The organism is Actinomycetota bacterium (genome assembly GCA_035759705.1).
Lineage (GTDB): Bacteria > Actinomycetota > CADDZG01 > JAHWKV01 > JAHWKV01 > JAJCYE01.
Genome location: DASTUJ010000099.1, coordinates 1 through 23,282 on the forward strand (window position 1 = coordinate 1; position 23,282 = coordinate 23,282).

Sequence of the window (23,282 nt, forward strand, 5' to 3'; positions counted from 1 at the left end):
CCCGGCGCGGATCCGGCGGCCGCTCGTTGTAGCCCTCTCGAGCGTGCTCGTGATGGCGCTCCTGCACAGGATCGTGCCCACGATACTGTTGGAGCTGGGCCTCGATCCAACGTGGCTCTACAGCCGGGTGACCCTCGGCCTCACGTGGGTCGGCGCGATCGTCGTCTTCGTAGTCGCGGCGGCGACGACCATCGTGTGGTCGGAACGGCGGCGGTTCGCCCGGACGAAAGAGCCGACGACCGGCGTCCCCGACACGCGGAAGCTCACGAAGACCCTGCTGCTGCTCGCGATCTTCGTCGTCCTGCTCGCCCTGCCGCAGCTCGTCGGCTCCGTCATCTCGGAGGTCCTCGGGGCGGCGGCGATCTTCGTCCTCCTCGGTCTCGGGCTGAACATCGTCGTCGGCTACGCCGGGCTGCTGGATCTCGGGTACGTCGCATTCTTCGCGGTCGGCGCGTACTTCATGGCGCTCCTCACCGGCGCAGACATCATCGCGGTCCTCGGCACAGCCGAGCCCGCGTTCTCCCTGAACCTGAGCTTCTATGCGGCGATCCCGATCGTCGTCGTGATCGCGGCGTTCGTCGGCCTGTTGATCGGAGCGCCGGTGCTCCGACTGCGGGGCGACTACCTGGCGATCGTCACGCTCGGCTTCGGGGAGATCGTACGGATCGTGGCCAACAACCTCGACACCGTCACCGGCGCCGCACTTGGAATCAGCCGCATCCCCCACCCCAGGATCCCGATCATCGGGTACGAGTTCGGCTTGAACCCCATCCCGTACTACTACCTGCTCCTCCTGCTGCTGGTGCTCGGCATATTCGTCATCACGAGCCTGGACCACTCCCGCATCGGACGCGCCTGGATCGCCATCCGGGAGGACGAGGTGGCGGCCGAGGCGATGGGGGTTCCGACGCTGCGTATGAAGCTGCTGGCCTTCGCCATCGGAGCGACCACCGCCGGAGTTGCCGGGGTGGTCTTTGCCTCCAAGTCGAACTACGTCTCCCCCGCCTCGTTCGACGTCTTCGCTTCGTTCCTCGTCCTGTGCGCAGTGGTCCTCGGCGGGATGGGCAGCATCAAGGGTGCCCTCGCCGGAGCTTTCGTGATCGTGGGTATCCCCTCGTTCCTGCAGCTGCGGTTCCCGGCGCTGGACGAGTACCGCTACTTCATGTTCGGCATCATCCTGGTAGTGATGATGATCTTCCGGCCCCAGGGCCTGATCCCGTCCAAGCGCAGGGAGGCCGAGCTGCTGCTCGAAGGCGACCCGGACATACCGGTTGAGCCGGAAAGCGCCGCCACCGATGTCTGACGTCCTGCTCGCCGCGAACAAGGTGACGAAGGTCTTCGGCGGGCTGACCGCGGTACGGGAGGTGGATCTCTCCATCGCTGCCGGCGAGATCCGGGGGCTGATCGGCCCCAACGGCGCCGGCAAGACCACCTTCTTCAACTGCATCACCGGCGTCTACCGGCCCGACGGCGGCGAGGTCCTTATGGAGGGCGCCAAGATCAACGGCATGGCCCCCCACCGGATCACCAAGTCCGGAATCGCCCGCACATTCCAGCAGATCCGGCTGTTCGGCGAGATGACCGCGCTCGAGAACGTGGAGGTCGGTCTCGACGCCCGCCACAAGGCCGGGGCGCTCAGCGCGATCTTCAATCTGCCGGTCCACCGTCGGGAGAACGAACATTCCTCAACCGAGGGGATGGAGCTCCTGCGCTTCGTGGGGATCGCCAAATACGCCAACGAACACTCCCGAAACCTGTCTTACGGCGACCAGCGGCGGCTCGAGATCGCCCGGGCCCTCGGGACCAAGCCGAAGCTGCTGCTGCTCGACGAGCCGGCCGCCGGGATGAACCCCAAGGAGAAGGAGGGCTTGATGGGCCTCATCCGGAAGATCCGGGACTCCGGGGTGACGATCCTGCTGATCGAGCACGACATGAAGGTGGTCATGGGCGTCTGCGAGCGGGTTGCGGTGCTCGACCACGGCGAGAAGATCGCCGAGGGCCCGCCGGAGCAGCTGCAGAAGGACCCCCGAGTGATCGAGGCGTATCTGGGAAGGGGGGCCGCCGAAGATGCTGCTGGAGCTTGAGGACGTAAGGGTCCGCTACGGCAACATCGAGGCCGTCAAGGGCATCACCATGCACGTCGAGGAGGGGCAGATCGTCGCCCTCATAGGCGGCAACGGGGCCGGCAAGACGACCACGCTGAAGACCATCTCGGGCATCCAGGCGACCTCCTCCGGCAAGATCAGCTTCGCCGGGGAGGTGATAAGCGCCCTGCCGTCGCACGAGGTGGTGACCCGCGGCCTCTCGCTCACCCCGGAGGGCCGCCGCATCTTCCCCCGGATGAACGTGCGCGAGAACCTGGAGATGGGGGCCTTCCAACGCACCGACGCCCCGGCGATCAAGGAAGACATGGAGCGCATCTTCACCCTGTTCCCCGTTCTCAGGGAGCGCGCCAAGCAGGCCGGTGGAACCCTGTCCGGCGGCGAGCAGCAGATGCTTGCGATCGGGCGTTCGATGATGAGCCGCCCCAAACTTCTGATGCTCGACGAGCCGTCGATGGGCCTGGCACCCCTGGTGGTGGAGAAGATCTTCCAGGCGATCGAGGAGATCAACAAGGAGGGCACCACCATCCTGCTGGTGGAACAGAACGCCCAGATCGCCCTGACCCTGGCCTCCTGGGGGTACGTCCTTGAGTCGGGCGAGCTCGTCTTGAGCGACGAGGCGGGGGCCCTGCTGCGCAACGACCGGGTCCGTAAGGCCTACCTCGGCGAGGACTAGGGGCGATGACGACGATCGCCTCGAGCCCGTTGCAGAGCCACTCGCCCCTCGCGGAATGGGCTCGCTAGGCGTAGACTGAGGGGGACCCTGGACCCGGTCCAAGAGATTTGGGTTTGCGCTCCCCGCACGTATGCGGCGGCGGGCTCTCGACAGGGGACAGGATGGCTCGCTCCGAACACGACCAGGCGGCCTTGGTGCTGCCCGCGCGTCACCTGAAATGTTTGCCCGTACCGCTTCGAATATCGGTTCTGGGTTCCTTCGCAGTATCCGACGGCAACAAAGACCTAACTCTCTCCGAGGGTTCGCAGCGTCTCCTTGCGTTCCTGGCCATCAACCCCCGGCCCCTCTCACGGGTCCTTGTTGCCGGGACTCTGTGGCCGGTGTCCACCGAGGCGCACGCTTACTCCAGCCTGCGGTCGGCGCTGGCCCGGCTCGAGGACGCCCGCTCGGGCATCCTCGTCACTCCCGCAACGCTCTGCATAGCCGACGGCGTAAGCGTGGACCTGCGGGGTGCGCGGGCGCTCGCCCACCGTCTGCTGGTGCCCGGGGCGAAGGTCTCCGCCCTTAACTCAATTGAGGGAGACCTTGCGTCTCTGTCCGAAGATCTCCTGCCCGGCTGGTACGAAGACTGGGCAACCGCCGAATACGAGGAGTGGCGCCAGCTACGGCTCCACGCGTTGGAGGCAATGGCCCGGATCCTGACCGCCGCCGGCGCGTACGGAGTTGCGGCGCTGGCTGCTCTTTCGGCCGTCAGGGCCGACCCCCTCCGGGAGAGCCCCCGGGTGGCCCTGATAAAGGTCCATCTGGCGGAAGGCAACCAGTCGGAGGCGACGAGGGAGTTCCGAAGGTACCGTGTTCTGCTGGCAGCGGAGCTCCACGTCGAACCCACGACTCTGCTGCGCGACCTGGTCACCAACCCCGTCACGCAGGCGTCACGTTCTCCGGTGCAGAGTGGGCGTCGAACGTCGAACACGGCGCTCAATGGCTCTCGGCAAGGAGAAATTCATGTTAAACCGCCCGCAGAACCGGCTCCGAATGGGGTTGCTGACGAGCGCTCTCGTTTCGATGCTCATTCTTCTAGGCCTAGCGTCCCCGGCGTACGCTGCCATTAACTGCGTCGTCGGCCCGGGGGTCACGCAGACCGAAACCACCGTGACCGGCTCCGGCGGGAACGACACCATCGACTGCGGTGGCGCAGAGCCCGGCAAAACCATCAACGGCCTGGGCGGCGACGACACGGTGACCGGCACCAAGTTTGTCGACACCATCAACGGCGGCGATGGGAACGACACTCTCACCGGAGCAATCGGCGACGACCTCATCACCGGTGGTCTGGGGAACGACACCGCAACCGGCAGCGCGGGCAACGACACGCTGTACGGCGGGGCCGGCAACGACACCCTGACCGGTAGCGAAGGCAACGACACTCTGAACGGCGAGGCCAACGACGACACCCTCACCGGCGGAGTCGGCAACGACACCATCAACGGCGGCATCGGACTGGACATCCTGAAGGGCGGAGCAGGGAACGACAACCTCACCGGGCCCCCTCTGGACGGTAGCTCGGACGACCTCAACGGCGGAGCAGACGCCGACGTGTGCGCACGTTCGCCGTTGCTCGAACTGTTCAACCGGGACAGCCTCACCAACTGCAACCCGTAATCAGGCTGCAAACAAAGTGCCCGGCTACGGCCGGGCACTTTCGCGTCCAGGAACGTCGAACTCGTCCGGGTGAGCCCTGAGGTATACAAGCCTGGCGGCGGCGAACTCCTCGGCCGAGTCGGTGTACATGAGGTCCAACTCCTCGAACACCGGCGGTTCATAGGTGGCGCTGAAGGCGGCCAGTGTGCCTTCGAGCCTGGCCGCGTCGTGCCTGGCCCGCACGACATCGTAGAGATGCCAGGCATCCTGCGCGATCACGGCCGCTGCGTCCATCCCGAGGTGGACGAAGGCGTCCGGCGCCATCGAGGCTATCTCGGGGGCGGTGAACAGTAGCTGGTTGAACCCGCCGCTCAACACCTCGCGGTCTACTACATAAGCCACGAAGTGCGCCTGCAGGCTCAACGGCAACGAACGCAACGCCGAGGGATCGGTTTCCCGGAGCCGTAGCACGTACTGGAAAAGGCGGTCCTCCAGGTCCCCGTCGCCTGCCGATCGGATCAAGTCGCTCAACTCCGGCACGCCCTCATTCTGGTACAGCGTAACGCCGGCTCAATGATGTAACGGCCGGCCCCTGCGCCGCACTAAGGAACATGGTTCCCGAGGTCTCTTTGACCGGGCTGGTCCTGGTGGCTGCAGTTGCCTTCCTTGCACCCTTCATCCTCGGACTTGCGCCGAAGGTGCGACTGCCGGCCGTGGTCCTGGAGATACTCGCCGGCATTGCCATCGGGCCTTCCGGCCTGGGATGGGTCGAGCCCGACGTGGCCATCGAGGTGCTGGCCGTCCTGGGTCTGGCGATGCTGCTCTTCCTGGCCGGCATGGAGGTCGAGCCGGAGCGTTTCCGGGGCCGGGTCCTCGGGCAGTCGCTCGGCGGTTTCGCCGTGTCGATCATCGCCGGCACGGCTATCGGGTTCGGCTTGAGGGGCGCCGGTCTTGTGGGCAATCCGCTCCTGTTTGCCATCGCTCTTTCGGCGACCTCGCTGGGCCTGATCATTCCCGTTCTGAAGGACGCCGGCCAGACCGGCACACCCCTCGGGCAGCTGACCATCACCGCCTCGTCCATTGCCGACTTCGCCGCCGTCATCCTGCTTTCGCTGTTGTTCTCCCGCGAGGGCTCCGGCCCGGGCGCCACCCTGCTGCTCCTCGGGGCTTTTGCGGTACTGGCGGCAGCCATCGGCTTCGGGATCGCCGAGGCCGGCCGCTCCAGCCGGGTGTCGGAGGCGCTGCTCCGGCTCCAGGACACCACAGCCGAGATCAGGGTGAGGGGTGCAGTCCTGCTGCTGGTGGGCTTCGCCGCCCTGGCGGAACACCTGGGCCTCGAAGTGATTCTGGCGGCGTTCATCGCCGGGGCGGTGCTGAAGCTCGTCGACAAGGACGTGATGCTGACCCACCCGCATTTTCGCTTAAAGCTGGAGTCGATCGGCTACGGTTTCCTGATCCCGGTGTTCTTCATCTCCAGCGGGCTGCGCTTCGACGCCGGCGCCCTGTTCGAAAGCGCCTCCTCGCTGATCCGGGTCCCCGTCTTCCTGGCAGCCCTGCTGATTGTGAGGGGGTTGCCTGCACTGAGCTACAGGAAGACCATCGGTAGCAGGGGAACCGCCGCCGCGGCACTCCTGCAGGCGACGTCGCTGCCGTTCATCGTTGCGGCCACCCAGATCGGGGTCGAACTGGGGGCGATAAGCGAGCAGAATTCCGCCGCCCTGATCGGCGCAGGCCTGCTATCGGTGATTGTCTTCCCGATCACCGCCCTCGGCCTCTTGAAGGGGATGGCAACCTCACCTGAAAGCCAGGCGGAGCCTGCAGCCTAGAGGCCCGCTACGAGTTTGGCTGCGATAGGGGCCGCCACCTGACCCCCCACTCCCCCGCCTTCGACCAGGACGGCAAAGGCGTACTCGCCCGAGTAGCCCACGAACCAGGCGTGGGTTTTCGGGGGCCTGTCGTTTCCGAACTCCGCCGTGCCGGTCTTGCCGGACACCGGCTTGCCCGGGACCTTCGCCCCGGTGCCCGTGCCCTCGTTCACCACGGCGGTCATGAACTCCCTCAAGCTCTCGCCCACCGCCGCGTCCATCGGCAGCTTGTCCGGCGGAGCGGCGCCGGCCGTGAGGGTCGGCGGACGCCATCCTCCCCCGGCTGCGGCCCCGGCCACCGTCGCCATGTGCAGCGGGCTGGCCAGCACCCTGCCCTGCCCGATGGTCGCAGCCGCCTTCTCCGTGGAGTCTTTGGGCTCGGGGTAGCTGCCTCCGGCGGCGTTCAGCGGGAAGTCGTACTCCTTGTTGAAACCGAAAGTCTCAGCCCCCTGGGTGAGCCGGGCCTGCTCAACCGGCCGGGTCAACTCGATGAACCCCGTGTTGCACGAGTGAATGAAAACCTGCCGGAAGTCGGTCTCCCCCAGCGCCTCGCCCTCGAAGTTGCGGAACGACCTGCCGCCCACGTTCACCGTTGCCGGGCAGCCGACCCTCTGGGCGGGTGCGATCCCGGAGCCAAGCAGGGTCCCGGCCGAGACGATCTTGAACGAGGACCCCGGCGGGTAACGGCCGCCGAAAGCCCGGTTGAACTCCCCGATCGGACGGCTGACCGCAGCCCGCACCTCCGAGGTGGCGATCTCTACGACCACGATCGCTGCCGGCTCCGCCACTCCGACCAGCGCCGCCTCGGCGGCGTTCTGCACCGGCACGGACAGAGTGGTCTCCACGTCGGCTGCCGGCTTGCCGTCACTGGTCATCAGGACCTTGTTGTTCGACCCGTCGGCGGTAGAGATGCGAAGCTCCAGGGCAGGTTCGCCGGCGAGCTCCTTCTCGAAGGAGGCCTCGAGGCCGCTCCTGCCGACCTGATCCCCTGCCCGGTACGGGTCGCCGAGGTTCTCCAGGCCCTCCGCCGTGACCTCGCCGACGGTCCCGAGGATGTGCTTGGCGAAGTCGGGCGTCGGGGGCAGCCGCTTCTGCTGGTTCTGGAACACCAGCCCGGGGACCGGGTAGAGGATCGGCTTTTTCGCCTCGTACTCCTCGGCGGGGATCTCCTTCACCGGTAGGAACCAGTCCCCCCGCAGCCCCGGCTGGCTGAGGTCGGCGTTGATCTTCGCCGGGTCGGCCTGCAGCTGGTCGACCAGCACCTGCGTCATCGCCGCCCGGTCCTTGATACGCCGCGGCTCGATGCCCACGACGACGACCCGCCGCTCTTCGGTGATCGCCTTGCCGTCGAACCCCAGGAGCTGGCCCCTCTGCGGCCAGGTGCGCCTTCGCTCAAAACCTGAGTTGACCGTGAAGTTCGGGTGAACCGACTCCGGGGACCACACGACCAGCCACTTGCCTTCTTTGCGTTCGAGGTCGAGGGCGGTGTCGTAGGTGAAGTCCCCCAGACCTTCGAGCTTCCAGGTGGCCCGGAAGGGAGCTACTGCGGAGTCGCCCTCGGAGGTCACCTCACCCATCTCGAACGAGTAGTCCGTGGCGTCCATGTCTTCCTTAAGGGGCTCGTACACCTCGGCGAACCTGGCCGGAGCGCTGAGAGCAAGCGCCTCCATGGCTTTGTAGTCCTCCTCCTCCCAGGCCTTCAGGTAGGCCGCGGCGGCCGCGTCGGGCTTCTCACGGTTGGAGACGTAGTAGAAGTAGCCGGTCGCCGCGCCGGCGAGGACGAGAAGAACGACCAGCACGGCGATCTTCCGGGAGGTGGTCACCCCCCTATCGTACTTAGAGTCTCGGTTGTTGCTAAGGGCTTTGACCCAAGGGCGCCCAGTCGGAGGCGATCAACTACCGATGTCGAAAGACCTTGTCCCGTAGACCAGGTCCGGGGACCAGGGTCCGCAGCCGATGTGGTTGCACGCCCGGTGCCGGTGCACAAAACTCTGGCCCGCCCCGAGGCCCTGCCGGACCAGGGAGGTCTGGTTCCCCGGGATGATGATGGTGCTGACGGCCTCGGGCGTTGCGACCGGCGCGTACTGAACCTCGAAGCGGGTCTCGACGTCGCTCGCATCGTCCCAGGTGAGCTCGTAGGAAGTCTTGGTCCTCTCCCCCTTCTCCAACAGGACGCGGGGCAGCCTCGTCACGGTGACGGTCGCGCTGGTTGCGGTGATCTCGTCCACCCTGATGAGAAAGCCATCGATGTCGTAGTTGTGGTTCGGCACGAAGGGCGTAGTCAGCTCCCAGCGTTTGAAGACGTCGCCCTCCAGCCACCGTGCCCCTGCGCCGCCGTCGGCGCCCATCAGCACCGCCCGCCTCTTTTTGCCTTCGGGGTCCGGGTCGTCAAAGTTTTCGTGAATGATCACCACGCCGTTCTCCGCTCCGAACGGCATGCCTGCGTCGTAACCCTCCCGCGTCCGGAACTCGATGATGTAGGAGTGGAAGGCGTCCGGCTCGATGGTCGCCATGATGGGACCCGACCCGACCGGGTTGGTCGCCGACCTCAGGGTGAAGGTGGTGGTTCCCTGTATCGGCACTACCCGCTTACGCGTTCCAGGGACAAAACCAGCCCGGTCCTTGTTCCAGACGTTCGAGTGTTGCGGGACCGGCCCGAAGTCGGCGCTTGGCTGGGTCGCCAGCTGGGCCCCGCTCTGCAGGTCCCAGGCGTTGTCGTACTCGCTCTGGAAGGGAGAGTGGACGCCCCTGAACGCGTGCCCCAACTCGTGGAACGGGATCCACGCTTGCTCCCAGTGGGAGTACGGGACCCAGGTCGTCCTGCGTCCCCCCATCGACCCGCCGAACGAGTAGCTAACCAGCTGGAAGTTGAAGAAGAGGTTGACGATCCCGAAATCGTCCAGGTCCACGTCCTGAGCGGCCAGGGCGGTGCAGTCCGTGAAGAGCTTCTTGAGGTCCATCTTGGTGGGGTCGTCGACCGAGAGGTAGTCCTCCACGTCTCCGGGCAGGACGTACCACGGCCCAGACTCCGGCACGACCTTCGAGCCGTTCAATGTGATCGTGCCGTAGGAAAGCTCGTCCCAAAAGTCGGCTGCCAGCGAGTCGGCCCCCATTAGCCCTTCAAAATAGCCCTGGTCCCGCTGGTTGCCGGTCTCATCGGCAAAGCGGCAGAGGGCGGTAAGAAGGGGGACGTTTCTGCCGGGACGGTCCGTCAGACCGAAGCCTTTGCCCAGCGAGGCGTCGCCGCCGACCGAGATGTTACCGGCGGTGAGCACCGGGATCCCGCCCGGGACCCGCGGCTGCTCCAACCTTCCGGAGATCGTGACCCTGCGCCTGTCGAGCTCATCGAGGTCGTCGAACCGGGTCGGGCGGATCGTCGTGTTGCGGACGGTTTCCAGACGGAGTATGTCGGAGCCGGCAATCGGGCTGTCGAGCGACAGGTAGACCTCTTCGCCCTTCTCAGGATTCCGCGGGTCGGCGTTGGTCCAGTGGACGTGGCTGACGACCCCCTCCACGCGGACGAAGGTGGCTCCGAAGGCGGAGGGCACCACCACTACGCTGCCGACCAGCAGGGCGGTGAGCATCAACAGGGTCAAACGGGCCCGGAATCTTTTGGTTTTCGGCGTCACGACTCCTCCTCAACTGTGTCATGGCCGAGATCTACTGTCCGTCCGGATGAGAAAGGCCCGGCCGTTAAACGAGTCGAGGCTCCGAGAACACTCCTCGGAGCCTCGACAAAAAACTGAACCGCCTGCCTACTCCAGGATGCCAGTCATGTACAGCAGGAACAGCACCAGGACCACTGCGCTGAGCAATACGCCGATCAAGGCCCGTCCGACCGGCTTGCCGCGGCCGTCCATGAGTCCGACCACCAGCCCGCCGGCGCCGAGGGCAGCCATCACAATCCAGATCCAGCCGTTGGCGTCGTCATCTCCGCTGATGACCATGCCGATGAGCATTGCGACAATTGCCCCGACTCCCAACCCGAGCGACAGGTTGGCCTTCGAGGGTGCTGCGCTACTGCCTGTTGCGTCTACCATTCCACCCCCCTACTTGGATGATGGCGCGAACGGTAGACCTTTTTAATTCGAACGACAAGTATTAGAAGACAAATTCTTCTACTAGACGGTTTCGTAGACCTCGGATGCGGCATGCAAGGCGTCGCCCGGCTTGACGTCGGCCCCCTGGTCGAGCAGGAGCGACTCCAAAGCGGCGAGTATGAGCATCACGTTCCGCTTGGTCGACGAGTGTCCCATCAGGCCGATCCGCCAGGCCTTGCCCTTGAACGGGCCGAGGCCGGCGCCGATCTCGATGCCGTAGTCGTTCAACAAGGCCTTGCGGACGACCAGGTCGTTGACACCGTCCGGAACCCGGACCGCATTCAAGGTGGTCAGCGACTGTTCGGGGATGTAGGCGAAGCCCATCGCCTCCAGGCCGGCCCGCAGGGCGTCGTGGTTCAGCTTGTGCCGGGCGATCCTGACCTCGAGGCCCTCCTCCAGCACGATGCGCAGGGCTTCGTGGAGGGCGTAGGTCATGTTGATCGGGGCGGTGTGGTGGTACACCCGTTCCTCACCCCAATAGGCGCGCAGCATGCTGATGTCCAGGTACCAGCTCTGCACCTTGGTCTTGCGGGCGTCCATCGCAGCCAGCGCAGCCGGCGAGAAGGAAACCGGCGCCAGGCCGGGAGGGCAGGACAGGCATTTCTGGGTGCCGCTGTAGATCGCGTCGATGTTCCACTCGTCCACCAGCAACTCGACCCCGCCCATGGAGGTAACCGCGTCGACCAGCAGCAGTGCGCCGGCGTCGTGGACCAGCTTGGAGATCTCGACCAGCGGCTGGTGGACGCCGGTGGAGGTCTCGGCGTGGACTATGCCCAGCACCTTGGTGTTCGGGTGTTCGGCCAGGGCCGCCTCGACGGCCGAGGGTTCGATGATCTTGCCCCAGTCCTGTTCGATGGAGTGGACGGTGGCGCCGGCACGCTCGGCAACGTCCCGCATGCGGGTGCCGAACACGCCGTTGACGCAGACGATCATCTCGTCACCCGGCTCGATAAGGTTCACGACGCACATCTCCATGCCGGCCGAGCCGGTCCCGGAGGTGGCCATGGTCATCTCGTTGGTGGTGGAGAAGACCTCACGGATCATCGAACGGGTCTCGTCCATGATCTTCAGGTACTGCGGGTCGAGGTGGCCGATCGTCGGAGCCGCCAGTGCGCTCAGCACCCGGGGCGGAACGTCGGACGGACCGGGGCCCAGCAGCACACGCTGGGGCGGCGTGACAGGGGGAATGTCAAAACTCATTTCAAACTCCAGACTTGAATTTTTCGGGGTGGTGCTAGACCTTCTGGCCCATCACCTCGGCCATGACCGATCCGAGCTCGGCCGGGCTCGTGGCTACGGCCATTCCCGCCTGCCGCATGATCTCGGTCTTCTCGGCGGCGGTGTCGCCGAACGCCGACACAATGGCGCCGGCGTGGCCCATGCGCCGCCCTGCGGGGGCGGTCAGGCCGGCTACGAAACCGACAACCGGCTTCGTCATGTGGTCCCGGACGTAGGCTGCCGCCTCGGCCTCCTGCGGCCCGCCGATCTCACCGATCAGCATCACTGCATCCGTCTCGGGGTCCTTTTCGAACAGCTTCAGCATGTCGACGAACGAGCTCCCGTTGATCGGGTCCCCGCCGATGCCGGCACTGGTGGAGACGCCCAGGCCGAACTTGGCCATCTGGGCGGCAGCCTCGTAGCCGAGCGTCCCGGAGCGGGCGACGATTCCGATGCGGCCCTGGGTGTAGATGTGCGGCGGCATGATGCCGAGCATCGCCTTGCCCACGCTGATCACGCCGGCGCAGTTCGGGCCGACGACGGTCATGCGGTACTCCGGCGGGTACCTGAGCAGATAGCGCTTGACCCTCATCATGTCCTGGGTGGGAACGCCCTCGGCAATGACCACGGCCAGCTCCAACCCGGCGTCGGCAGCCTCCATGACCGCGTCGGCGGCAAACGGTGCCGGGACGAAGATCTGGGTTGCGGTGGCGCCGGTGGCCTTGACGGCCTCCTTGACGGTGTTGAAGACCGGCAGCCCGAGGTGGGTCTGGCCCCCCTTGCCCGGCGTGACACCGCCGACGATGTTCGTGCCGTACTCGATGGCCTCCTTCGCGTGAAAGGTGCCCTTGTCGCCGGTGAAGCCCTGGAAGATGACCTTGGTGGTCTCGTCGATGAGGATGCTCATACCGCGGCCCCTTCCTGTGCCGACCTCAGCGCTGCGACTGCGGCCTCGGCCGCGTCGGAAAGCTCCTCGGCGCTGGTGATCTCCAGGCCGGAGTCGGCCAGGATCCTGCGCCCCTGTTCTACATTGGTGCCCGCCAGGCGGACGACCAGCGGAACCTTGAGGTTCACCTCGCCGATGGCCTGGACGATGCCCTGGGCCACCCAGTCGCAGTGGTTGATGCCGGCGAAGATGTTGACGAGAATCACCTTGACCTGCGGGTCGCTCATCACGAGTCGGAAGGCGTTGGCCACCCGCTCCGGCGAAGCGCCGCCGCCGATGTCCAGGAAGTTGGCCGGCTCGCCGCCGGCGTGCTTGATGAGGTCCATGGTGGCCATGGCCAGCCCGGCGCCGTTGACGATGCAGCCGATCTCCCCGTCCAGGCCGATGTAGCTGAGGCCGTGCTCGGCGGCCTCGACCTCACGGGGGTCCTCCTGGGTGTAGTCGCGCAGCTCGTTGACCTGGGGCCGGCGGAACAGGGCGTTGTCGTCGAAAGACATCTTGGCGTCGAGCGCCAGCACCTGCCCGTCCACGGTGAGGATCAACGGGTTTATCTCGACCATGCTGGCGTCCAGGTCGCGAAACGCGCGGTAGGCGCCGCTGATGGCGGCCACGGCGCTCCGGATTTCCTTGCCTTTGAAGCCGAGGCCGAAAGCCATCTCCCGGGCCTGGAACGACTGGATGCCCACGGCCGGCTCGACGACCTCTTTGACGATGGCCTCGGGCTTGGTGGCAACGATCTGCTCGATGTCCATTCCGCCCTCGGCCGACGCAATGATCGTCACCCGCTCCAGGGCCCGGTCCAGGACCAGTCCCAGGTAGATCTCACGGGCGATCGGCACGGCCTTCTCGATCAGGACCCGGTGGCACACCTTGCCTGAGGGACCGGTCTGGGTGGTGACCAGGACGTTGCCGAGAAGCTCGTGAGCCGCCGCCTGCACGTCGTCCAGGGTCTTGCAGATCTTGATGCCGCCGGCCTTGCCCCGGGCGCCGGAGTGGATCTGGGCCTTCACGGCCCACGGTCCCCCGCCGATCTCCTCGGCGAACTGCACTGCCTGGTCTGCCGTGTAGGCGACCATGCCGGCCGGCACGGGGACGCCGAAACCGGCCAGGAGGTCTTTCGCCTGGTGCTCGTGGATGTCCATTAGCCCGCAACCCCCGCCAGGGATGCCTTCAGCTTGATCTCGTCGTCCAGACGGACCACGTTCTCAGCCATGCGGGCCGAGGCGGCGTCGATCATCTTGCCGTCCAGGACCGCAGCGCCCTTGCCTGCCGCCGCAGCCTCGTCGAGGGCAACCAGCATCCGGCGGGCCTTGTCGGCCTCCCTCTCGGACGGGGTGAAGACCTCGTTGGCGCCCTCGACCTGCGAGGGGTGGATCGCCCACTTACCCTCGAAGCCCAGGGCGGCAACCCGCTTGCCGGCGTCCAGGAACCCGTCGGGGTCGCTGATGTCGCCGAACGGGCCGTCGATCGGCCGAAGGCCGTAGGCACGGCATGCCGTGACCATGGCGGACAGGTGGTAGTGCCACTGGTCGCCCGGGTAGTCCGGGTTCAGGCCGCCGATGTTCACGGTGCGGGCCCGGAGGGACGCAGCCAGGTCGGCGGGGCCGAAGTGCATGGCCTCCAGGCGGCGGCTGGAGGTGGCGATGGAGTTCACGTTGGCGAGGCCGAGGGCCGTCTCAATGAGTGCCTCGATGCCGATGTGGTGGGTCATCTTGAAGCCCTGCTCGATCTGGCTGAGCATCGCGTCCACCATGTAGATGTCGGCCGCCACGCCAACCTTGGGGACGAGCAGCACGTCGACGTTGTTGCCCGCCTGCTCGACGAGGTCTACGACGTCCCGGTACATGTAGTGGGTGTCGAGTCCGTTGATGCGGACCGACATCGTCTTGCCGTGGCCGCGCCAGTCCATCGTGTTAAGTGCCTCGATGGTGTTCTTGCGGGCCTGCTCTTTGTCGTCGGGGACGACCGCGTCCTCGAGGTCGATGCAGACGTAGTCGGCGGCACTTTCGATGGCTTTGGCGAAGAACTTCATTTGAGAACCGGGGACCATCAGCATGCTCCGCTGAAGACGCGTCCGCACTGGCTCGTATCTAGTGTGGCTCATGGCTAAGAATCGCTTTCTATCGGGGACCGTGTCCGGGCAGCTTAGAAATAGCCGCTAGGCAGGACAGAGAGCAAATCCTATCGCAATCGAGCCTCACTGAGGAGGTTGGTGCCTCGAAACGCCGTTCGAATCAGGCCTTTATGTAGATGGGAAGCGGCCGATCCATCTTGGAAACGGTGAACTCGGCGGAGCCTTCGAAGGTCTCCCCGTCCCTGGCCAGGCGCATCGGGGACCCGTCGATCGAACGCACCTTCAGCTGCTTGACGAGCGTGTGCTCGTACACCTTGCACTTGCCCAGCGTTCCGCTCAGAACCGCCAGGAGCAGCCTGGTCCGGGCGTAGGGGGCGGTGCCGTCCACCATCCGGACATCGAGCAGTCCGTCGTCCAGGCGTTCCCGCCAGCTGGGCGCAAAACCCTTGGGGTGGTACCGGCAGTTGCCGATGAAGATCATCCACAGGCAGCGACGGCGTCCGTCGATCTCGACCTCGATCGGGTCCGAGTCCCGCAGGACCTTTATCAGGGCGACGACGACCGCCGGCCATTTGCCGATCCTGTCCTCGAGCTTCTCCCGTGCGTCCACCAGCTCGACGTAGCTGCCGAAGCTGGCCGTGTTGAGGAATGCCCGGCCGTCGATGGTGGCCACGTCGATGGCGGCGGCGCGGCCCTCCTTGATCGCCTCGATGGTCTCCTCGACCGATTCGATACCCAGGTCCCGGGCCAGGTGGTTCAACGTTCCTGCGGGGACAATCGCCAGGGGCTGGTCGTGGGCCATCGCTACCTCGGCTGCTGAGTTGATAGAGCCGTCGCCGCCGGCGATGCCGATGGCCTTGGCCTCTCCCGCCTCCTTGAAGGCGGCTTCCCACTCCTCCGGCTCCTCGACGACCCGAATTTCGGCTTTTGGAAGCCCTTCGGAGATCTCCTCGGCCGGCGGCTTCGCCAGGGCGGACCCCGCCGACGAGTTGACGACGAAGGTGATGCCTTCACCGTCCTCGGAGACGAGCGTGTCGATCCGGGTGAACACCGGGCGCATGCGGGCCGGATCCTTGCTGGCCACCGGCCACATCTTCCGCGTCAGCACCGAGATGGCCGCTCCCGCGGCAGCGCCGACCACCACGTCCGCCGGGTAGTGGACGCCGGCGTAGACGCGGGACAGCCCCACCCCGCCCGCCAGCAACGCCAGCGGGGCCCCGAGCAGCGGGACCTCCTGTGCCACACCGGTGGCGAAGGCAGCAGCCGAGGCCGCGTGACCCGAGGGGAACGAGGACGAGGTGGGGGCGCGGCCGTGGCGCTTGCGATGGAACTCCCCGACCGGCCGGTTCCGGCGGGCCACCCGCTTGACACCCTGATTGACGATGGCCGACGACATGCCTACGGACATCAACCCTCTAAGCGCCGCGCGCCGTCCCAATCGGTTTCCCGAAACCGCCAGGAGTGCAGCAATGCCTACCCAAAGCCTCGATTGGTCGGCCGCGTGACCCAGGGGCACGATCACCTTGTCGAATATCGGAATCTCTGCGGCGGACAGGCGGCGAAAAGCCCTGTGGTCCATCTCAATGAGTGTTTCCAGGACGCGCTTGTCGGAGTCGTTCTTCTTCAACACCTTTGGGGGCTCCCTCTCTTTTGGCCTACAGGCCAGACGATTGCTGCCCAGGTTGTACCCAGGCAGAGGCAAATTCAGTCGGCAGGTGGTTCCTCGGAATCGGGCGGGCGGCCTTCGAGCTGCTCCTGCTTCTCTTTGCGCCTCTTGCGGTAGTCGATCAACAGCACGATCGCCAGCGGGATCAGGACGAAAAGCGCCTCTTCACCGGCGTGCATGAGCTGGACCTGGGCCATGGAAAGAGTCTGACACGGCGGCTTGTTTAGCTCCTGATTCAACCTGGGTACATCGCCGCCAGGATCACCTAGGAAGGGAACCGAAAATGGGACTGGTAGTAGTTCTTCTGATACTTGCACTTCTCCTCGGCGGCGTAGGACTGTTCATGGAGGGCCTCAAGATCCTTCTCGTGATCGCAGGCATCCTGCTGATCGTCAGCCTGTTCACCGGGTACCGCTCGTACGGACGGCGCGGCGGCATCTAGGACACAGTTTCAAGCCCCCGGGCGTGTGGTGGGGCGTAGGCTCCACCACACGCCACCCTCTTAGGAGCCCCGATGCCCCCGACCGGAGTTGAAGCCACAACGCCCCAGGACGCCATGCGCGGGATCGCCGGCGGCTTCGTGCTCGGTGTGCCGCTCGTGTACACGCAGGAGGTCTGGTTTCACGGAGGCAACCTTTCGCCCCTGGCCATCCTCGGACTGCTCGCAGCATCCTTTCTGCTGAACCTCGCCCTCTCCACCGCCGTCGGCTTCAACTCCGGCCGGACCAAGCGTCCCCTGGAGGATGCGATCGTCGGGTTCGGCCTGTCGTTCATCCTGGCCGCCTTCCTTCTAGTGCTTTTGAGAAGAATCGACCTCGACATGGGCTGGGGTCCGAGGCTGGGCATCATCGCTCTTTCGGCGGTGCCGATCAGCCTCGGCTTTGCGCTCGGGAACTCCCTTGCGCCCAAAGAGGGCGGCAACCTGGAGGGCGAGGCGTCCGGCGGCTTGGGGGACCTGCTGGCCGCGGCCGGGGGCGCCGTCATCCTGGTGCTGAATATCGCCCCCACCGAGGAGCCCCTGCTGCTGGCGGCCGAGCTGGGGAGGATCCGGCTGATCAGCCTGGTGCTCGTGGCGCTCGGCCTCACCTACCTGATGGTTTTTTACGCCGAGTTCGGCGGCAAACACCTGAGGCGAAAATCGGACGACCCAATCCATACTCCTCTGGTGGAGACGATGCTTGCCTACCTGGTCGCCCTGGTAGTGGCGGCCGGACTGCTCTGGGCGTTCGGAGAGATCCCTGCCATCGACGGCGCCTCGCTTGCCAAATCCGTGGTTCTCGCATTTCCCGCCTCCCTCGGGGCGGCGCTCGGTAGGATCCTCGTATGACCCCCCCGGAGAAGTCCACCGCCCGCAAGTCGTCCTCGGGCGCCCGCAAGAGGGCGCCGGCGTCCCGGGCGCGCAAACCGGCCGCAGCCAACGCGCGCAAACCCTCTTCGGAGTCCTCCAGCGGCTCGGATGCCAACAAGGACTCAAAGAGCTCGGAGAGCCTCAGCCTCAAGCGCGAGCGCACCCCGTTCGAGTGGGCCCTGCTGGTGGTGGCCCTGGCGGCCATCGGCACGGTGATCGTCGGGCTTTTCCTTTACGCCGGCCACAAGGCCGGAGGGGAAGCCGAGCTCCAGATCGAGGTGGTCGACACCGGCAAGACCGTCGACGGCGGCCCGCAGGTGGAGGTAACGGTGAGAAACGTCGGCGGTTCGGGCGCCGAGGAGATCGTGACCGAAGTGAAGATGGGCGAAGAAACCCGTGAGGTCACCATGGTGCGGATCCCGAAGGACGACGAGGCCTCGGCCCTCGTCACCTTCCCCGAAGGCACCACCGGGACCCCCGAAGGTGAGCTGCTGAGCTACAACACGCCGTAAGTAGCAACCCGGTTTGGGACAAACTGGAACGGTGAGAGTTGTCGTCGCGGGAGCGAGCGGGTTCGTAGGGCGAAAGCTGGTCACGCGCCTCGCCGAGGCAGGCCACGACGTGCTTGCCCTCTCCCGCCACCCGGATCCGAAGGCGTCGTTCGACAACGTGGAGTTCCGGGCGGTCGACGTGGGCGACTCGGAAGACCTCCAGAGCGCCCTTTCGGGCGCCGAAGCCGCCTACTACCTGATCCACTCGATGGCCGGTAAGGACTTCGTCCGCAAAGACCTTGAGCTGGCAACCGGTTTCGCCGAGGCGGCGGCCAGAGCCGGGGTCGGCCGTATCGTCTACCAGGGCGCACTCGGACGCGGAAAGCTTTCGCCCCACCTGTCGAGCCGCCAGGAGGTGGGCCGGGCGCTGGCGTCGACCGGCGTGCCCGTCGTGGAGCTCAGGGCTGCGGTGATCCTGGGTTCGGGCAGCACGTCGTTCGAGATGATGCGCTACCTCACCGAACGGCTCCCGATGATGATCTGCCCCCGCTGGGTCAGGACCCGGACCGAGCCGGTGGCCCTCCCCGACGTTCTGGAGTACCTGGTCCGGGCGCTCCAGGCGCCGCCCGGCATTTACGAAATCGGGTGCGGCGAGGTCACCAGCTACCAGGACATGATGCACCGGTACGCCGCGGTCCGGGGCCTTCGCTACCGGCCGATTCTCAACGTGCCGTTGCTGACGCTTCACCTTTCCGGCTACTGGGTCGACCTGATCACCCCGCTCGACCGAAAGGTCACGCACTCGTTGATCGGCAGCATGACCTCCAACGTGACGGTGCGGGACGCCGGCCGGACCCTGGCCGCATTCAAGTTCGAGCCTCTGTCCCTGGAGGAGTCGATGCGCAGGGCGCTCGACGATCAGGCGGCCGAGATCCCGGCCACCATGTTCGAAGGGCTCGAGGGCCTGTCGGAGAACGTCCAGCGGGTGTACCTGGAACAACGGGTAGAGCCGGCGGCCGCCGATGCGATCCGCAAGGACCTGGCGGCCATCGGCGGGGACCTGGCGTGGTACGGGTGGCCCTGGGCGTGGCGTGGCCGCTTCATTCTGGGGCTGCTGCTCGGCGAGAAACACCCGGTCGGCCGGCCGGAGAGCATGGCGGTGGGCGAGGCGGCGGACTGGTGGATCATCGAGCAGACCTCGGACGACGCCCTGATCCTGCGCTCGGCGGGGTGGCTGACCGGCGAGGGCTGGCTGGGCTACTCGATGGAGGCCGGTGGCGACTGCCTGAAGGTGTCGGCGGCCTTCCGGCCCCGCGGGCTTCCCGGATTTCTATACTGGTTCCTGCTCACGCCTATCCACAAGGCGGCGTTCAGGGCGATGGCCAAAGCCCGGGTGAAGCGTGCCGAGAGGGTTAGCGAGTCGAGTCCGGGTCCTTCTTGACGTAGACGACCGCCGCCAGCACGGCAATGATCCCCATGAACATGGTGAAGCGGGCGAAACCTCCGTACTCCTCGAACTCCGGCCCGGTCCGGCTGAATGCCCACATCACCGCACCGCCGAAGGCCATGAGGCCGCCGAGCCCGATGGTAAAGGCGGCCGCCCGAACCCTGGCGTCGGCTACCGCCTGCCGGGCGTCCCACGACTGAGGGTTCCGCGCCATGGTGTTAGTCGAGTAGATCGCCAAGGCGGCGAACCCGAACACCAGGATCACGAAGGCAGAGAAGGCGCTGAGACCTAACCACCCGACGACGATCTCCCACACCGGGGGGCTGAACCCCAGGCGCCAGTCGGTCTGAATCAAAAGCAGCTCCCAGAGCAGGCCCACGACCAGGCCCAGGGCGAGCCCGCCGACGATCGGGCCGCTGCCGACGTCCCGCCCGGTCGGGGTGTCGGGGCGGTAGGGCATGCTCATCGCTGCGCGAGCCGGTCGGAGCGGCCCGAAAGCTTCCAGCCGCCGTTGGTCGACTCGTACACCCACACCGGCGTGTTCACCGGCTCCCCGCGGTCGTCGAACTCGTAGTTCTTCGAGTCTCCCCGGAACTTGGTGTTCAATCGCAGGAATTCGGTCACTGCCCTCGGGTTGGGCTGAACCTCCTCCACCGCCTCCAAAAGCATCAACGCTCCTTCGTAGGATTCCAGAGCAAAACCCGTAGGAGCGGCGTCGAATCGTTCCTCGTACCGTTCCCTGAACCTGGCGGCGCCCGGATCGGCCGGATCCGCTCCGGCCGAGCTGCTTATCAAACCTCCACCAAGCCCATCTGGATTCAACTCCCGAATCTGGTGCGATGCAACCAAAATGCCCTTGTAGCCCGCTTTTCTGAGGTTGTCCAGCAACGATTTGCCCGAAGCTCCCCCGCCTCCGTAGACGATCGCCTCGGGCGCGTCCTTGGTCAGGGCCCCGGAGAGGGTGATCGGCGGGTCGTCGGGCTCTACGGTCTCGGTGCGGCTGGCCGGCCGCCCGGCGGCTTCCAGGGCCTCCTTGGCGCCCTCGGCGAAGGGCTCGCCGTCGGCGGAGTCCTCGGTCACCAGGGCGATGGCGCCGGAAACCCTCTCCGCCGCATAGGCGGCAAGGGCCTTGCCCTCCTGGCGGTCGTTCGCGATCATCCGGCGAAAGCTTCTCCAGCCGCCGGCCGGAATGGCTGCGGCCGTGACCGACGGGACCATGTAGGGAAGCCCGGAGCTCTCCAGGGCCGGCGCCAGTGACTGGATCTCCGGCAGGGCGAAGGGCCCGACGACTCCGATGAGCCGCTCGGTGTTGGCAATCGCACTCTCGCCGGCCCCAGCCTCGCCCGGCTGGGGCTGGGTGTTGAACTCCTTGAGCTCGATGTCGTAACGGGAGTCCGGGTTGTCGTTGTACTCGGTGACCGCCTGCTCGACGCCGCGAATCATCCCGATAATCTGCGGAGATTCCGACTCGGAGGTGCCGAGAACGCCGAGGACCAGGATCTCCCGGCCGGTTTCGGAGACGGACTCGGAGCCCCCGCAGGCCACGAGGAGCAGCGCCAGTACGACGTGCGTTACAGGTTTTCTAAGTCTCACTTTTGCTAAGCAGCTGCTCGGCGACTTCCGCCATGCTCTTGCGCTGCTGCATGGCCAGCTTCTGGATCGAGCGAAACGAGTCCTGCTCGCTCAGACCGTGCTGCTGCATCAAAAACCCTTTGGCCCGCTCGACGAGCTTGCGCGTCTTGAGACGCTCGCCTAGGTCCCGGGACTCCCCCGCCAGTGCCTTGGCCTCGGCCCAGCGGGCCATCGCCACCTCGACGGCCGGGATCAGGTCGTGCTTGTCGAACGGCTTCACCAGGTAGGCCATGGCGCCGGCCTTGTTGGCCTGGTCCACCAGGTCCCTCTGGCTGTAGGCGGTGAGGATGAGCACCGCCGACAGCTCCTCCTCGTTGATCTTGGCCGCTGCGGTCAGGCCGTCCATGCCGGGCATCCGGATATCCAGGATCGCGAGGTCGGGCCGGAGGCTCTCGGTGAGCTTGAGGGCGGTCTCGCCGTCGCCGGCTTCACCCACCACGTCGTAGCCCTCCTCCTCCAGCATCTCGCGCAGGTCCAGGCGAATGATCGCTTCGTCTTCGGCAATGAGGATGCGGGCTCTCGGGGTCATTACGGGAAAGATAACAGGCGGGGTTCGATCAATGCGTCAATTGCCCATTGATGGGCCGGCAACGTTGCGAGGAACAGCAGCGCCGCGACGCTCACCCCGTTCCGCAGGATGTGCTTGATCTGGATCGGCTCGGACTCCCGCTTGCAACCGCAGGGAATAAGCCGCCCCCGGACGAGGTTCACGGCCATGGCCAGGGCGAAGACCACCAGCAGGGCCGACCCCACCACCGCGGCGTACGGGATGCCCAGGCCCACCAGGAGGACCGTGCCCAGGACCACCTCGGTGACCGCGACCATCCTTGCCACCGCGCCGGCGGTGGCTCCCGGGATGATCTTGTAAAGCTTGATCGCGTCGGCGAACTCGCCGAGGTCCGACAGCTTGGACGCTCCGGCGGACAGGAACAGCGTGCCCAGGACGAACCGGATCAGCAGGCCTAGTGAGGTTTCCAAGGGGGCTCCAGGGATTATCGAAGGGTGAACACCGATTATCCCAGCTAGTGTCTTCTAGATGCCTCCCAGGCCCTCCATGATCGACAGTCCTGCCGGCCCGATGATCACGATGAGCAGGGCGGGAAAGATGAACAGCATCATCGGGATCAGCAGCTTCACCGGGAGCTTGGCGGCCTTCTCCCGGGCCACCTGGCGCCGGATCAGCCTCATGCGCGCGGAGTTGGACTGGAGCACCTCGGCAATCGGGCTGCCGATGGCGTCGGCCTGGATCAGGGCGAGGGCAAACGAAGAAAGTTCGCTCACCTCGGTTCTGTTCCTGAGCTGGTGCAGCGCCTCCCGGCGGCTCGAGCCGAGCTGGATCTCCTGCAAAAGGCGGTGGAGCTCGTCCCCCAGGGGGCCGGGCAGGCTCTGGGATGCCAGTTCGATGGCCGCTTCCAGGCCCATGCCGGCCTGGACCGAGATGGCCATCAGGTCGATGGTCTCGGGAAGTTCCGTGCGGATTGCGGCCTGGCGCAGCCGTCCCGTGCGGGAAACCCAAATCCCGGGGAGCAGGAAGCCGAATGCGCCGCCGATGAGGGCGAACCACACCACACCTCCGAACTTGACCCCGAGGGCGGCCATCGCCAGGGGGACCACAATGGCCCCGACCAGCGTGCCGATCGCTTTGGTCGCCAGGATGCCTTCGATGCCGCCGGAGCCTATTCCGGCAAGGGTGGCGTTGCGGCGCATCTTCTCCATCTGGGAGGTGGGGGTGAACCACCGGCCCAGGCGGCCCAGTGTGTTTCTTGCAGGTCCGAGCACCCGTTTTCCGAAGGGAACCCCGGGGTCCGAGTTGAAGTCGACGATGTCGTCGGCGATTTCGGCGAGCGCCTTGGAAGCGCCGCTGGTCGAGAGCCTCAAGCCGTAGGCGACGACAAAGATGCCGCCGGCGATTGCGGCCATGCTGAGAATCTGCAGAACGTGCACGCTACACCTCCACCTTCGAAAGCTTCTTCATCGCTATGTGGCCGAGCAGCAGGCCGAGCGCCGCCGCCCCGAGCATGAAGTTGCCCGGCAGGGTGTCGAACAGAGGCGCGATGTACTCCCTCCGGGTCAAGT

25 protein-coding genes are annotated in these 23,282 nt (G+C 66.0%); 10 read left to right on the plus strand and 15 right to left on the minus strand.

What is annotated here, in order from left to right:
- From VFV09_06715 to VFV09_06735, 5 genes are all read left to right on the plus strand, one after another.
- On the plus strand, positions 1–1,303 hold a 1,303-nt coding region (locus tag VFV09_06715), incomplete at its 5' end, for a branched-chain amino acid ABC transporter permease (GenBank protein ID HEU4867402.1).
- Positions 1,296–2,084: an ABC transporter ATP-binding protein gene (locus VFV09_06720; GenBank protein HEU4867403.1), complete on the plus strand. Its 789-nt coding sequence runs from the start codon at positions 1,296–1,298 to the stop codon at positions 2,082–2,084. The genes VFV09_06715 and VFV09_06720, both read left to right, overlap by 8 nt.
- Positions 2,068–2,778 (plus strand): ABC transporter ATP-binding protein, encoded by a 711-nt coding sequence (locus VFV09_06725; GenBank protein HEU4867404.1) that lies wholly within the window; start codon positions 2,068–2,070, stop codon positions 2,776–2,778. Before VFV09_06720 ends, VFV09_06725 begins: the two co-directional genes overlap by 17 nt.
- A 221-nt stretch (positions 2,779–2,999) precedes the next feature.
- Entirely contained in the window at positions 3,000–3,890 is an 891-nt protein-coding gene (locus VFV09_06730; GenBank protein HEU4867405.1) for a BTAD domain-containing putative transcriptional regulator, read from the plus strand.
- On the plus strand, positions 3,844–4,440 hold the full coding sequence (locus tag VFV09_06735; protein ID HEU4867406.1) for a calcium-binding protein: 597 nt from the start codon (positions 3,844–3,846) through the stop codon (positions 4,438–4,440). Before VFV09_06730 ends, VFV09_06735 begins: the two co-directional genes overlap by 47 nt.
- A 24-nt stretch (positions 4,441–4,464) precedes the next feature.
- Here the strand turns inward: VFV09_06735 and VFV09_06740 are convergent, their stop codons facing one another.
- Positions 4,465–4,941, minus strand: coding sequence for a DUF4375 domain-containing protein (locus VFV09_06740; GenBank protein HEU4867407.1), 477 nt, complete (start codon positions 4,939–4,941; stop codon positions 4,465–4,467).
- 89 nt (positions 4,942–5,030) lie between these two features.
- On the opposite strand from VFV09_06740, the gene VFV09_06745 reads away from it, so the two are divergent.
- The gene (locus VFV09_06745) at positions 5,031–6,245 is read left to right on the plus strand and encodes a cation:proton antiporter (GenBank protein ID HEU4867408.1); all 1,215 of its coding nucleotides are present in this window, start codon (positions 5,031–5,033) and stop codon (positions 6,243–6,245) included.
- Here the strand turns inward: VFV09_06745 and VFV09_06750 are convergent.
- The 9 genes from VFV09_06750 to VFV09_06790 form a co-directional block, all read right to left on the minus strand.
- A complete protein-coding gene (locus tag VFV09_06750) occupies positions 6,242–8,107 on the minus strand; it encodes a penicillin-binding transpeptidase domain-containing protein (protein ID HEU4867409.1) in 1,866 nt (621 codons plus the stop codon). The two genes, VFV09_06745 and VFV09_06750, sit on opposite strands and share 4 nt — an antisense overlap.
- Before the next feature lie 69 nt (positions 8,108–8,176).
- Positions 8,177–9,913 carry a fibronectin type III domain-containing protein gene (locus VFV09_06755; GenBank protein ID HEU4867410.1) on the minus strand — a complete coding sequence of 579 codons (1,737 nt, stop codon included), beginning with the start codon at positions 9,911–9,913 and terminating at the stop codon, positions 8,177–8,179.
- A 126-nt stretch (positions 9,914–10,039) separates the two neighbouring features.
- On the minus strand, positions 10,040–10,324 hold the full coding sequence (locus VFV09_06760; GenBank protein HEU4867411.1) for a hypothetical protein: 285 nt from the start codon (positions 10,322–10,324) through the stop codon (positions 10,040–10,042).
- An 81-nt stretch (positions 10,325–10,405) separates the two neighbouring features.
- A complete protein-coding gene (locus tag VFV09_06765) occupies positions 10,406–11,584 on the minus strand; it encodes an alanine--glyoxylate aminotransferase family protein (protein ID HEU4867412.1) in 1,179 nt (392 codons plus the stop codon).
- Positions 11,585–11,618: 34 nt separating this feature from the next.
- Positions 11,619–12,509 carry a succinate--CoA ligase subunit alpha gene (gene sucD / locus VFV09_06770; protein ID HEU4867413.1) on the minus strand — a complete coding sequence of 297 codons (891 nt, stop codon included), beginning with the start codon at positions 12,507–12,509 and terminating at the stop codon, positions 11,619–11,621.
- Complete coding sequence (locus VFV09_06775; GenBank protein HEU4867414.1) at positions 12,506–13,690, minus strand: malate--CoA ligase subunit beta; 1,185 nt, start codon at positions 13,688–13,690, stop codon at positions 12,506–12,508. The genes sucD and VFV09_06775 overlap by 4 nt, the downstream gene beginning before the upstream one ends.
- The gene (locus tag VFV09_06780) at positions 13,690–14,652 is read right to left on the minus strand and encodes a CoA ester lyase (protein ID HEU4867415.1); all 963 of its coding nucleotides are present in this window, start codon (positions 14,650–14,652) and stop codon (positions 13,690–13,692) included. Before VFV09_06780 ends, VFV09_06775 begins: the two co-directional genes overlap by 1 nt.
- 130 nt (positions 14,653–14,782) lie before the next feature.
- Positions 14,783–16,252, minus strand: coding sequence for a diacylglycerol kinase family protein (locus tag VFV09_06785; protein ID HEU4867416.1), 1,470 nt, complete (start codon positions 16,250–16,252; stop codon positions 14,783–14,785).
- A 74-nt stretch (positions 16,253–16,326) separates the two neighbouring features.
- Entirely contained in the window at positions 16,327–16,485 is a 159-nt protein-coding gene (locus VFV09_06790) for a hypothetical protein (protein ID HEU4867417.1), read from the minus strand.
- Between the two features lie 86 nt (positions 16,486–16,571).
- Between VFV09_06790 and VFV09_06795 the strand changes: the two genes are divergently transcribed.
- The 4 genes from VFV09_06795 (at position 16,572) to VFV09_06810 (ending at position 19,568) form a co-directional block, all read left to right on the plus strand.
- Complete coding sequence (locus tag VFV09_06795) at positions 16,572–16,730, plus strand: hypothetical protein (protein ID HEU4867418.1); 159 nt, start codon at positions 16,572–16,574, stop codon at positions 16,728–16,730.
- Positions 16,731–16,802: 72 nt separating this feature from the next.
- Positions 16,803–17,615 (plus strand): DUF2391 family protein, encoded by an 813-nt coding sequence (locus VFV09_06800; GenBank protein ID HEU4867419.1) that lies wholly within the window; start codon positions 16,803–16,805, stop codon positions 17,613–17,615.
- On the plus strand, positions 17,612–18,148 hold the full coding sequence (locus VFV09_06805) for a hypothetical protein (GenBank protein ID HEU4867420.1): 537 nt from the start codon (positions 17,612–17,614) through the stop codon (positions 18,146–18,148). The genes VFV09_06800 and VFV09_06805 overlap by 4 nt, the downstream gene beginning before the upstream one ends.
- Before the next feature lie 31 nt (positions 18,149–18,179).
- A complete protein-coding gene (locus VFV09_06810) occupies positions 18,180–19,568 on the plus strand; it encodes a DUF2867 domain-containing protein (GenBank protein ID HEU4867421.1) in 1,389 nt (462 codons plus the stop codon).
- Here the strand turns inward: VFV09_06810 and VFV09_06815 are convergent.
- The 5 genes from VFV09_06815 to VFV09_06835 are packed head-to-tail and all read right to left on the minus strand — an operon-like array spanning position 19,540 to position 23,150.
- Positions 19,540–20,040, minus strand: coding sequence for a hypothetical protein (locus VFV09_06815; GenBank protein ID HEU4867422.1), 501 nt, complete (start codon positions 20,038–20,040; stop codon positions 19,540–19,542). The two genes, VFV09_06810 and VFV09_06815, sit on opposite strands and share 29 nt — an antisense overlap.
- Positions 20,037–21,167 (minus strand): branched-chain amino acid ABC transporter substrate-binding protein, encoded by a 1,131-nt coding sequence (locus VFV09_06820; GenBank protein HEU4867423.1) that lies wholly within the window; start codon positions 21,165–21,167, stop codon positions 20,037–20,039. Before VFV09_06820 ends, VFV09_06815 begins: the two co-directional genes overlap by 4 nt.
- Positions 21,157–21,735 (minus strand): response regulator, encoded by a 579-nt coding sequence (locus tag VFV09_06825; GenBank protein HEU4867424.1) that lies wholly within the window; start codon positions 21,733–21,735, stop codon positions 21,157–21,159. Before VFV09_06825 ends, VFV09_06820 begins: the two co-directional genes overlap by 11 nt.
- A complete protein-coding gene (locus tag VFV09_06830) occupies positions 21,735–22,184 on the minus strand; it encodes a MauE/DoxX family redox-associated membrane protein (GenBank protein ID HEU4867425.1) in 450 nt (149 codons plus the stop codon). Before VFV09_06830 ends, VFV09_06825 begins: the two co-directional genes overlap by 1 nt.
- Positions 22,185–22,238: 54 nt before the next feature.
- Complete coding sequence (locus VFV09_06835; GenBank protein ID HEU4867426.1) at positions 22,239–23,150, minus strand: type II secretion system F family protein; 912 nt, start codon at positions 23,148–23,150, stop codon at positions 22,239–22,241.
- Positions 23,151–23,282: the final 132 nt, after the last annotated feature.

Bases quoted from the DNA above. Each gene is read 5' to 3' on its own strand.
- VFV09_06780 (HEU4867415.1), bottom strand. From the start codon at position 14,652: ATGAGCCACACTAGATACGAGCCAGTGCGGACGCGTCTTCAGCGGAGC.
- VFV09_06720 (HEU4867403.1), top strand. From the start codon at position 1,296: ATGTCTGACGTCCTGCTCGCCGCGAACAAGGTGACGAAGGTCTTCGGC.
- sucD (HEU4867413.1), bottom strand. From the start codon at position 12,509: ATGAGCATCCTCATCGACGAGACCACCAAGGTCATCTTCCAGGGCTTC.
- VFV09_06790 (HEU4867417.1), bottom strand. From the start codon at position 16,485: ATGGCCCAGGTCCAGCTCATGCACGCCGGTGAAGAGGCGCTTTTCGTC.
- VFV09_06745 (HEU4867408.1), top strand. From the start codon at position 5,031: ATGGTTCCCGAGGTCTCTTTGACCGGGCTGGTCCTGGTGGCTGCAGTT.
- VFV09_06760 (HEU4867411.1), bottom strand. From the start codon at position 10,324: ATGGTAGACGCAACAGGCAGTAGCGCAGCACCCTCGAAGGCCAACCTG.
- VFV09_06815 (HEU4867422.1), bottom strand. From the start codon at position 20,040: ATGAGCATGCCCTACCGCCCCGACACCCCGACCGGGCGGGACGTCGGC.
- VFV09_06725 (HEU4867404.1), top strand. From the start codon at position 2,068: ATGCTGCTGGAGCTTGAGGACGTAAGGGTCCGCTACGGCAACATCGAG.
- VFV09_06800 (HEU4867419.1), top strand. From the start codon at position 16,803: ATGCCCCCGACCGGAGTTGAAGCCACAACGCCCCAGGACGCCATGCGC.
- VFV09_06735 (HEU4867406.1), top strand. From the start codon at position 3,844: ATGCTCATTCTTCTAGGCCTAGCGTCCCCGGCGTACGCTGCCATTAAC.
- VFV09_06825 (HEU4867424.1), bottom strand. From the start codon at position 21,735: ATGACCCCGAGAGCCCGCATCCTCATTGCCGAAGACGAAGCGATCATT.
- VFV09_06765 (HEU4867412.1), bottom strand. From the start codon at position 11,584: ATGAGTTTTGACATTCCCCCTGTCACGCCGCCCCAGCGTGTGCTGCTG.
- VFV09_06795 (HEU4867418.1), top strand. From the start codon at position 16,572: ATGGGACTGGTAGTAGTTCTTCTGATACTTGCACTTCTCCTCGGCGGC.
- VFV09_06805 (HEU4867420.1), top strand. From the start codon at position 17,612: ATGACCCCCCCGGAGAAGTCCACCGCCCGCAAGTCGTCCTCGGGCGCC.
- VFV09_06775 (HEU4867414.1), bottom strand. From the start codon at position 13,690: ATGGACATCCACGAGCACCAGGCGAAAGACCTCCTGGCCGGTTTCGGC.